The 9,741-nt window shown below is 43.0% G+C and carries 10 protein-coding genes and 2 pseudogenes; 9 read left to right on the top strand and 3 right to left on the bottom strand.

Translation table 11 applies throughout. From position 1 onward, the window contains the following. Positions 1-235, bottom strand: a pseudogene (locus tag AB4482_RS04080) (transposase); the annotation flags it as partial. Positions 236-370: 135 nt separating this feature from the next. Here AB4482_RS04080 and AB4482_RS04085 point away from each other — a divergent pair. The 8 genes from AB4482_RS04085 (at position 371) to AB4482_RS04120 (ending at position 7,368) form a co-directional block, all read left to right on the top strand. After that, positions 371-481 (top strand): hypothetical protein, encoded by a 111-nt coding sequence (locus AB4482_RS04085; protein ID WP_371695879.1) that lies wholly within the window; start codon positions 371-373, stop codon positions 479-481. A gap of 1,367 nt (positions 482-1,848) precedes the next feature. Continuing rightward, positions 1,849-2,643, top strand: a complete 795-nt coding sequence (locus AB4482_RS04090) for an arginase family protein (RefSeq protein ID WP_017100381.1) — start codon at positions 1,849-1,851, stop codon at positions 2,641-2,643. Then, positions 2,624-2,779, top strand: a complete 156-nt coding sequence (locus AB4482_RS04095) for a hypothetical protein (protein ID WP_017100380.1) — start codon at positions 2,624-2,626, stop codon at positions 2,777-2,779. The genes AB4482_RS04090 and AB4482_RS04095 overlap by 20 nt, the downstream gene beginning before the upstream one ends. Before the next feature lie 49 nt (positions 2,780-2,828). Continuing rightward, positions 2,829-3,398 (top strand): YqcI/YcgG family protein, encoded by a 570-nt coding sequence (locus tag AB4482_RS04100; RefSeq protein WP_240798337.1) that lies wholly within the window; start codon positions 2,829-2,831, stop codon positions 3,396-3,398. Between the two features lie 20 nt (positions 3,399-3,418). Next, complete coding sequence (gene cysK / locus AB4482_RS04105) at positions 3,419-4,408, top strand: cysteine synthase A (protein WP_017100378.1); 990 nt, start codon at positions 3,419-3,421, stop codon at positions 4,406-4,408. An 88-nt stretch (positions 4,409-4,496) separates the two neighbouring features. Then, positions 4,497-5,669, top strand: a complete 1,173-nt coding sequence (locus tag AB4482_RS04110; protein WP_017100377.1) for an MFS transporter — start codon at positions 4,497-4,499, stop codon at positions 5,667-5,669. A gap of 9 nt (positions 5,670-5,678) precedes the next feature. Next, on the top strand, positions 5,679-6,419 hold the full coding sequence (locus AB4482_RS04115) for an SDR family NAD(P)-dependent oxidoreductase (RefSeq protein ID WP_017100376.1): 741 nt from the start codon (positions 5,679-5,681) through the stop codon (positions 6,417-6,419). Positions 6,420-6,435: 16 nt separating this feature from the next. Further along, complete coding sequence (locus tag AB4482_RS04120; protein WP_017100375.1) at positions 6,436-7,368, top strand: RimK family alpha-L-glutamate ligase; 933 nt, start codon at positions 6,436-6,438, stop codon at positions 7,366-7,368. A gap of 9 nt (positions 7,369-7,377) precedes the next feature. Here AB4482_RS04120 and AB4482_RS04125 read toward each other — a convergent pair. After that, positions 7,378-7,556 (bottom strand): annotated as a pseudogene (locus tag AB4482_RS04125) (IS256 family transposase); the annotation flags it as partial. A gap of 235 nt (positions 7,557-7,791) precedes the next feature. Between AB4482_RS04125 and AB4482_RS04130 the strand changes: the two are divergent. Then, positions 7,792-8,685: a dihydrodipicolinate synthase family protein gene (locus AB4482_RS04130; RefSeq protein ID WP_017100374.1), complete on the top strand. Its 894-nt coding sequence runs from the start codon at positions 7,792-7,794 to the stop codon at positions 8,683-8,685. A 585-nt stretch (positions 8,686-9,270) separates the two neighbouring features. Here the strand turns inward: AB4482_RS04130 and AB4482_RS04135 are convergent. Further along, the gene (locus AB4482_RS04135) at positions 9,271-9,735 is read right to left on the bottom strand and encodes a DUF1566 domain-containing protein (RefSeq protein WP_339385035.1); all 465 of its coding nucleotides are present in this window, start codon (positions 9,733-9,735) and stop codon (positions 9,271-9,273) included. Positions 9,736-9,741 lie beyond the last annotated feature (6 nt).

A 9,741-nucleotide genomic window follows, 5' to 3' on the forward strand; every position in this document is an offset into this window, starting at 1 on the left:
ATCGAGTTGATAAATCCTTGCAACGCTCTCAGTGGCATAGAAAACACGCGTTTCACCATGAGTGCTGTCGTGATAGCTAAATCACTGAATCGACGTGGCCTACCGCGCTTATTCTGTTTGCTTTGCGCCCACCCGCTATCGCCTCTTCATCAATCCAAAAGGTCAGAGAGCCACGGTTAATGAGTGATTGGTTGTATTGCTTCCAGTTGGTTGTTTTGTAAAGAGGTTTAGGCATAGAGCTACGAGAAGTAGTGAACGTAGCTGATCAGATCGTAGGTTCTTGATTTAGTTCCATTGAATTACGCAACAAAGCCAGTTAACGCTACTTGGAATATCAAAAAGAGGAAATAAAGAACTGAGAACGCTATTTATCCATGCCGCAAGGTCAATTTTATGGAAAGATAAGTCGGTCGAAAAATATTTTGGTTCATGGCTTATTGAGCTTAAGAAGCGAAAATCTTTTAACTTGGCTGTGTGGTGAAAAATTGAAAATACAGGGGCATTTTTTGGAATACTTCCCGATTACTATTTGTTTTCGCTAAGAGCCTAAATTATCGATGAAAAACGCCCCTCTTGAAAGGGGTGTAGATTTGAACACACTGTTTTTACATGAACGCCAAGTTACTCTTATCCAGGAGCACTTTAACTCCAGAATACAGGCTAAAAATGACGAAATTACAGTTAACGGCGATTATCGCTAAAACGCCTCTGTCGGATAGGCGGCACCTGTTCCCAGATGCCTCCCTCCTCAGAACCGTACGTGCAACTTTCACTGCATACGGCTCAAGCCTCCACAAAGGCCTCGTTAAGCACCCAGTAACAAAATTACCTTTGCGATACACACTTAAAACTTTAAAACTGCCCCAATGGCCATTTAATGAATAAGAAACCACGGTTCGCTGTCAGAAGACGCACTGATTTTATTCGAAATCATCATTTGTTTTTCTTCTTTAATAAAGTTCTTCAAGCTATCTCGCAACGGGAGACCAGTTAGAAGTCAGCTCGCTTTCGCGCCAGATATAACCTGTATCTACTTCATTACAAAGTAGCATTCGCTTTTTCTAACCTCCTTTACCTGCATACCTATCGGCAACCTTTACAGGCTGCTTTCCCATAGGGAGATATACAGGCTTGCCCTGTTCCGTATGCCGCATAAAATGTCAACTTAGATGCCCACAATGGTGCGGAGAGTGCAATGACCACGAAAGAGTAATGTCCAATCTCTTCCCGACTCTCGTTGCCTTTTGGCTACAGCGTATTAACCACTTCCGCTGCTTCATCATATAACGCGCCTTAAATGGATTCATTATATTCATCATATTGCCCCCCTAGCACTCACCCGACTTGTGGTTGTCAGGAGGAACGTCCTCTAACGATTCTTCCAGCTCAGTCAACAACCAAGCTTCGTTACATTGTCAGAGCCGCTTCTTTATTCAGGCTCCTAGGGGCATCTGGTAGTACAGATGGTTCACCCTTCGTGGTGAACAACGTTTCATACGACTCCAGGTCGCACGGACATTTCTGAGTTACACGTTTTATTAAATTAATATTTCATGAATTATTTAAGGTCTTGTAAAACCTCTAGCCTAGTGGCCAAATTTACTCACCTACAACACGTTAAAACGAGAATACGGAAAGTCAATAAAAACCCTTATAATATATGGGGTTTTATTAATTCAATTAATATTGAAAGTTATTTTGATAATAAATAATCATTATTATTTTTTTATATTTATCTAGCTGAGCTATAAAAAGACTTCATTTTTAATATTTAATATATTGACGTCTTTCTAAATGCCTTTTCAAATACTCTGCTCTCAAGGACGTGTCGCGGACAGAGCAGATCGTATGCTCGAGGGCGCAAAGCTCACAGCAAATAAACTTGCTCTATATTATGACATTACACCTAACTACGTAGGGCAACGATCGCCTACGAAATCGGATGATTGGAGTGTTGCACTCCAGGAATCTCGAAAGACCCTCGCTCTGTTGCAGACAAAAATCTCCCATTTACTAGCCACTGGCGATAGCCCTGTCCTATTTGCATCAAATACCTGCTCAGCGAGCTTAGCGACACTGCCCGTTGTTGCATCGACTTTTCCTGACATAAAGGTCCTATGGATCGATGCACACAGTGACTTTAATACCCCTGAAACGACAGAAACCGGTTATCTCGGCGGGATGGTATTGGCTGCTACATGCGGCCTGTGGGATAGCGGTTTTGGCGCGGGAGTTAAACCTAATAATGTTGCTTTAATTGGCGTACATGACATCGATGAAAAAGAACTTAACAACGTTAATAATGCAGGTCTCATGCACTTTCCCCCTTCAACTCTGACGCCAGAGTCAGTCATCAAATTCATTGGTGATTCCAAAGTCTGGGTTCATGTGGATTGGGACGTTATGGACCCGGGGCAGATTTCCGCTGACTTCAAAGTCGAGGGAGGCTTGAAAGTCGCCCAATTATTGGATCTATTCGAGTCACTTCCTAACAACCAAATTATGGGCTTAGAACTTGCTGAGTTCTGTGCAGATAGCCACTCGTCAGTAGCCAATACAGAAGGACTAGATCTCATCATTCAAGCCGTGGATGCGCTATTCAAAAAAAATAAGAGTTTAAGTCATGGAAATCATCAAAACTAACCCTGCGGCTCTTGCGCCTAATGAGCAACATAAAACCTTGTATACACATGCAGAACTGTTGCAAGAACTGAATCAGTTTTCAAACTGGAAGAAGGAAGCGTGGGAAGAATTCAGTAAGAGAGTCAGCGCCCCCTGAGTTCCCTTGCCTGTTTAGCCGCAGAGCGTGGAACTCTAAGACTATCCAAGTGCTGTTTTGTGAGTCGGATGAACACAACACTTACTACCCGTTTTTGCATGGACTGATTGCTTATACGGACATGTTGAATTCCACTCCAGTTAATAAGCGTATGTTCTCGCCATTAGTGGTGTTTTTTTCTCCGGACCTTTCACTTTCAATGGCACCGCACAAGCTTGGTTGGGAAGTCTTAAATTGGACGCATGAGCACGATGTCGCTCAATGGCCTAGGCATATACCTATCGACCCCGAGGCATCTAAATGGACATACTGCTTTAATGGTGTCGAACTGTTTATCAACATGAGCTCAGACAAGCATCAAGTGCTTAGAAATCGGAATCTCGGCTCACGCCTTAATTTTGTGATTAACGCAAGGGAGGTCTTTGACATGGTCGCTAATGGTGAAACGAAAGGTGGCAGGCAGGCTCGAGAGCGTATTCGAAATCGTGTCAAAAAATACAACAACGGAGTGATGCCAACTGAGTTGGGGTTTTATGGAGAAGAAGAAAACCTCGAATGGCGTCAGTATCAGTTGCAAGAAGCTAGTGTGAAACGACCAAGACTGTGTCCCTTCAAATAAAAACTAACGAGAGAACGTAGATGCCTTTATATAACTCAATAACAGAAACTGTTGGATGCACTCCAATTGTCAAACTAAACAATCTTGCTCCAAAGGGAGTCGAGGTTTATGTCAAAGTGGAGTCTTTCAACCCAGCTGGTTCAGTCAAAGATAGGCTTGCACTCTCAATCGTGTTAGACGCTGAAACAAAAGGTTTGCTCAAGAAAGACGACACAATTATTGAATGCACTTCAGGTAATGTTGGAATTGCCTTGGCCATGGTTGCCGCAGCCAGAGGATACAAATTTATCGCCGTAATGGGGGATGGATATTCGCTAGAACGCAGGAAGCTAATTCGCGCTTACGGTGGTGAAGTCATCTTGTTCCCAAGTGAACAAGGTAGTAGCGGCGGTAATCGAATTGCCGACCAGCTTGCAGCTCAGAATGGATGGTTCAGACCCCGCCAGTTCGATAATCCAGCTAACCCTGCTTATCATCGTGAAACGACAGCAAGTGAGATACTCAGTGATTTTTCTGGTAAGCGTTTGGATTACTTTGTCACAGGCTTTGGTACAAGCGGAACTCTTACGGGTATTGGACAGATGCTGAAGGTGGCACGACCGGAGGTTGAAATTGTCGTCCCAGAACCTAAAGGTGCTCAGATCCTCGCAAAGGACCAATGGAAAGTTCACCCCATCCAAGGTTGGACCCCAGATTTCATACCAAGTGTGCTGGATAAGAGTGTGGTGGATAACCTTGTCACTGTTGATGGAAATTTGGGGATCACGACGGCACGTGACTTAGCTCGTCACGAAGGCATTCTTGTTGGTATCTCTGCCGGGGCAACGGTAGCTACAGCTTTAGAAGTGGCTAAATCTGCATCTAAAGGAAGCGTGATATTGGCAATGGCACCAGATACAGGAGAAAGATATTTGTCTACTGAGTTGTTTGATCAACTTGGTAATGAAGAAACGGACCCTTTTATTACAACTTGGAGCGAAGAGTCTATAACAGCTGAATGTAATGCATAGTTCACCCTCTAAATACTGGATTTATGTTAATAGTACACGTGACATGTAAACGCTATCAACGATAATTATCAACGAAAGGAATACTCGTATGGAAAAACGAATTTCATTAAGTGTGTTGGCGTTGGTCATGTTCTGTGTGACCTACTCTGTAAACCTTCAAGCACCTCTTTACAGTGTTTATGCCGAAAACAGTAACATGGGCCCCGCGGCGGTCGCCATCGCCTTTGCTGCCTATGTATTGGGTCTATTGCCTACTCTATTAATGCTAGGGGGTATTTCAAATAAAGTAGGTAGGAAGCAACCCATATTCCTTGCACTATTGTTAAGTGCGGGGGCAACGGCATTGCTCGTCATTCAGCCAAATTGGACCTCGTTATTTGTCGCAAGACTGCTATTGGGTGTTGCTACCGCCTTAACCACAACCTCAGTCTCAGCGTATATATACGACCTTATTGATGAACGAGAACAAAAATTTGGTACGTTGCTAGTGGCCGCGTCTACGTCGTTGGGGTTTGGTAGTGGTGCACTTGCGACAAGTGTGAGCCTAAACGTAGCTGGCATGACAGTGCTGCCATACAGTTACCTCAGTCTATTTCTACTCGTTTCTTTGTTGTTGTTGTTGCTGGTTCGATTGCCGAGCAACCAAACCATAAAACCAAATCTCAAACTCATTACATTGCCTTGCTTCCCCACCAACACGTGGTCGTATGGTTTAGGCATGATGTTAGCTTGGGCTACAACGGGTATGGTCATCGCAATCGTACCAATACTTCTCAATGAGATGGGTTTAAGCGATTGGACTGGCTTAATGGTTTTCCTATCTATTTGCACTGGTTTTTTGACTCAACACATTGCTAAACGCTTGCACCCAAACTCAAGCCTAATATTGGGATGTTTCTTTACGGTATTTGGGTTTAGCCTCATAGCACTTGGCTACTATCATGAATCTATCACGATCATTCTTTTCGGAGCCAGTTGCACTAGCCTTTCAAGTTATGGTTTCACATATATGGCGGGGCTACTTAAGTTTACGAGTAACCATAACATCGACAAGGCAAGCTCTACGGCTGGCATGTACATCTATTCTTATGTCGGATTTTCGATACCTGTAATTACGTCCGGATTCATAGCGCAGCGCTTCGGTAACTGGATGGCGATACTCAGTTTTCTAACACTTCTACTGGCTCTTTGTTTCATTATTGTCGTCGGAAAGTTGATAGAAGGGAAGAAACAAACTCACTTTATGAAAGTTAAGAGCTAGGAAGGCTGAATGTCAGACTCACAGATTTCGCTCATTACAGGAGCAAACAGAGGGATCGGTTTTGAAATTGCAGCAGAACTTGGCAAGCAAGGTCATAAGGTACTGCTTGCTGGTAGAAAAGCAGCAGCAATTAAAGAGGCTGCTGCTAACCTGAACCTCCAAGGTATCGAAGTCTATTGCTTATGTATGGACATTACCGACGACAAATCTATCAAAGAAGCCGTCCATATCGTTGAAACCTTGTTTGGTAAGGTCGATATACTTATAAACAACGCAGCAATAAGGGTTGAAGAATATGGCACACCGCCGTCTGAACAACCACTCATAAAATGGTTTGAAACGTTCAATACAAATTTGTTTGGTACGGTAAACGTAACCCGCAGCTTTTTACCTTTACTCAAGCGCTCAATGAAAGGAAAAATCCTCAATGTATCGAGCTTATTGGGATCGGTGACGTTACATAGTGACACCAAATCATACGCATACACGGATGAATTTAAATCTCTACCAGCGTACAGTGCCTCAAAAAGTGCCCTCAATTCTTGGACTGCTCACCTCGCCTATGAGCTTCGAGATACCTCGATAACGGTAAATAGCATCCATCCCGGCTATACAAAGACCGACTTAAACGATGGCGATGGGATGTTAACCCCAAAAGAAGGAGCCCTCACAGCGATAAAAGTGGCACTTGATGCTGACAGCTTAGTGAGTGGTCAGTTTATTCACATGGAATCCCTTCTTCCCTGGTAGTAAAAGGAATAGTTAAATGCTCGCAACAAAGAAAGTCGCTTTAGTCTCAGATAGTGATAGCCTAGCTGTCGACTATGATATGCCTTATATTCTGGACGCTTTTAAGCGTACTGACGTGGAAGTTGATGTGATATTTTGGGATAGCCCCAACCACGATTGGGCTATGTATGATGTGGTTGTCCTGCGCTCACCGTGGACCTATATGGAGAAAATTGAGCCATTCATTGAATTTTGCCAACAAGTTGAAAATTGTTCAGTACTGCTCAATCCTCTATCGGTGATCAGATGGAACTCAGACAAGAGTTATTTGAAACAACTCGAGAAGCAGGGTGTCCCAATTGTCCCGACAGAAATCATCTACTCAGAAACTGAGATTCAAGCAGCCGTTGCTAATCTTCAAGATAACTACTGGAAAGTTCACGAAGTCGTGATTAAACCAACAGTTGGTGCCTATTCATTCGGTGTCATTCGTCTGTCCATCGAAGATTTAGACAAAATAACTCAGCATGTGCGTTACCTATTAGGACTAGGTAAGGGCGTCATTATTCAACCATACCTACATACGATTGAAGAGCATGGTGAAACGAACATGATTTACTTTGATCATACGTACTCACATGCGATTAAGAAGGAACCTTTGCTCGCACAACGTGGTGAGACTAAAACGCCGGACATGGAATTTCGCAAGCTAAAAGAAGCGAATAGTGAAGAGAAGGCGTTGGCGAAGCGTATATTGAGGTTAGTACAAAGCAATCTTGGTCTTTCTCAACCACTTCTGTACGCGAGATTAGACTTCATTGAAGGTAAAAATGGTCGGCCGCTGCTGCTGGAACTTGAGATAACCGAACCATCACTAAGCCTACCACTTACGCCTGAATGCGTTGATATATTTGTGCAGTCGATTATTGATAAAGCCCCAAAGCCTGTATATATAAAGGATTCTTTGTAACTGCCCTGGTTACCTATAAGCAGTTAATCGGTCTTCGAACATAATTATAAAGCGGTTCAGAACTTGTCGCCATTTGCTTATATGGGAATCGTCCATTGTACGGAGACATCCTGGATCGCTAAGAAGATCGTCTTCCCTGCCACTTCATCCGTTGGGAATAGCTTACTTTTGTTGACGGCTTTCGAGATAAAAAGTGACGGATAAAAATTTAGCCTATGAAGTTTCTGGACAAAAATAAATCAGTACCTTTGCTAAATTAGAAAGTCATGAATAACTACAGGTATGGAAAGTCACTTAATTTGGTGTCCAGTCTTGGCTGTGCAGATCATTGTCTATCTTTACCATCCTGTTTAATGTATTTGCGATAGGCTCATTATGGTCGCATAACACTCGGTAAACACACATAATGAAAGGAATTTATCTATGATATTTAAAGGAATCAGTGCTTTCCCGATCACCCCGATGTCGGATGAACGAATCGACGTGACCGCTTATAGTCAGATTCTTGGCCGTTTAATTAACGCAAGGGTTGATTCTATATGTGCCTTAGGGTCAACAGGTTTATATCCGTATTTAAACGCATCAGAGAAACATAACGCGATTGCTACAGCAGTTGAAATGGCAGGAGAAATTCCTGTCTTGGCTGGCATCGGGTCGCTACGATTAAGGGATGTGCTTGCTAATGCTGAGCAAGCAGAGCAGCTCGGCGTAAAAGGTCTTTTACTCGCGCCTATTTCTTATCATCGGTTATTCGATGAAGAAGTCTATGAACTCTATCGACGTGTATCGGAGAGCGTTTCGGTACCTATCTGTGTATACGACAACCCAGCTGCTACCCATTTTACCTTTAGTCACGAACTCCATGCTGAGATTGCAAAGCTAAAAATGGTGCAGTCAATAAAGTTCCCTGGTGCGCAATTTGAAGATCAGGGTGGATGCCGAGTTCAAGCTCTCAGAAAACTACTGCCAGGCAATGTAACGATTGGAGTTAGTGGTGACGTATTCGCTTCAAATGGCATTCAAGCAGGATGTGACGTTTGGTATTCCGTCCTAGCAGGTTTGTTCCCACTCACCGCTCTATACTTATTTAAGCAAGCCAAAATTTCTTCCCCTGCGCAAGCGAAAGAACTCTCTCTAAGATATGACAGACTGTGGCAATTGTTCTCAGATAATCTCGGTGCCATGAGGGTGATGGTCAGTGCGGCAGAAATATTAGGCTATGCTGAATCCCCATGTTTACCAACCCCTTTGACAGGATTAGATAGTGAATCCAAGCTCATTCTGCAAGAAATTATCTCAGAGTTAGATCTCGCTTAACACTATATGTAGAGTGAAATTTCTTACGGGATTTTTCGACCCAAAATCAAGATGGCAAGCTTTGGACCAAAACCGTGTCAGTGTTTTTACTAATCTAGCTGCCACGGGTAAAATGTGATCTACCCTGTCAGCACGAAGCTGGACACTTCTGAGTTACGAACCATAGAACATCCTGACTTTGCGGATTACTTCTAGTATTACAACCATACGACCACCCTGCATGTTGTTGGCCAAATGCCCTTATCCACTACAGATGGCAATTGCCGACAACAAAAAACTTATACCTAATAAGTCAAAACCTAAAACACCCTCTTTTAGAAGGTAATATCCAGAAACAATACCAATAATAGGTATAACCAAGATATTTAAGTTAGCTGACATCATCAATATACTTCGGCACTTCTGGTAGGTTATTTCATCGAAGAAGACTACCAGTTCATCTCAATATCTATCTGCCTAGGTTTTATCTTGATAACTAACTAATGTATTAAAGTACCTGCCAAGCACTTTATTAAAATCACTAATATAACCACCTACCGAGGTAGGTGGTTTTGAGAGAGAAATCTAAGACTCAGACGTTTGCCGCTAAGGAACAGAGACACACGATGCGTAAAGATAGTCGTCGCTCGGCATAGTGAGCCCAGAGTGACCATTTCTGAGAGATATATTGGCATAGCCCGGACCACGAGACGTTGATGTCCAGTAATTTATCCTGACTGCCCAGCCACGAGCAGTAAACATATTTCCATTTGTGTTGAATAGTCCCCTTAACTCATTCACAGTAGCTAAACGCCAGTTGGTTCGTCCTGCAATACTCTTGGAATTATATGTGTCACACAATGAATCTGCGTTATTCCAATCGAAAATATAGAAATCCCCAGTAGGACCTGAAGTTCCTATTTCTTGTGTAAAACCTTTATTTGTACTGCCTCCTCTACTATCTAGGAACGTTTTGGATGGTGAATTTGTAAACAATTTCCCACTACCAGTATCGAAGATGTCAAGACATGAAGCTCCCGTACTCCTACATGCATAGACCTCCACGTCCACTGTGTT

Source organism: Vibrio sp. 10N.222.55.C7 (assembly GCF_041473335.1).
Lineage (GTDB): Bacteria > Pseudomonadota > Gammaproteobacteria > Enterobacterales > Vibrionaceae > Vibrio > Vibrio crassostreae_C.

Excerpts from the sequence above, each read along its gene's own strand:
- AB4482_RS04090 (WP_017100381.1), top strand. The coding sequence starts at position 1,849 with ATGCTCGAGGGCGCAAAGCTCACAGCAAATAAACTTGCTCTATATTAT.
- AB4482_RS04095 (WP_017100380.1), top strand. The coding sequence starts at position 2,624 with ATGGAAATCATCAAAACTAACCCTGCGGCTCTTGCGCCTAATGAGCAA.
- cysK (WP_017100378.1), top strand. The coding sequence starts at position 3,419 with ATGCCTTTATATAACTCAATAACAGAAACTGTTGGATGCACTCCAATT.
- AB4482_RS04110 (WP_017100377.1), top strand. The coding sequence starts at position 4,497 with ATGGAAAAACGAATTTCATTAAGTGTGTTGGCGTTGGTCATGTTCTGT.
- AB4482_RS04115 (WP_017100376.1), top strand. The coding sequence starts at position 5,679 with ATGTCAGACTCACAGATTTCGCTCATTACAGGAGCAAACAGAGGGATC.
- AB4482_RS04120 (WP_017100375.1), top strand. The coding sequence starts at position 6,436 with ATGCTCGCAACAAAGAAAGTCGCTTTAGTCTCAGATAGTGATAGCCTA.
- AB4482_RS04130 (WP_017100374.1), top strand. The coding sequence starts at position 7,792 with ATGATATTTAAAGGAATCAGTGCTTTCCCGATCACCCCGATGTCGGAT.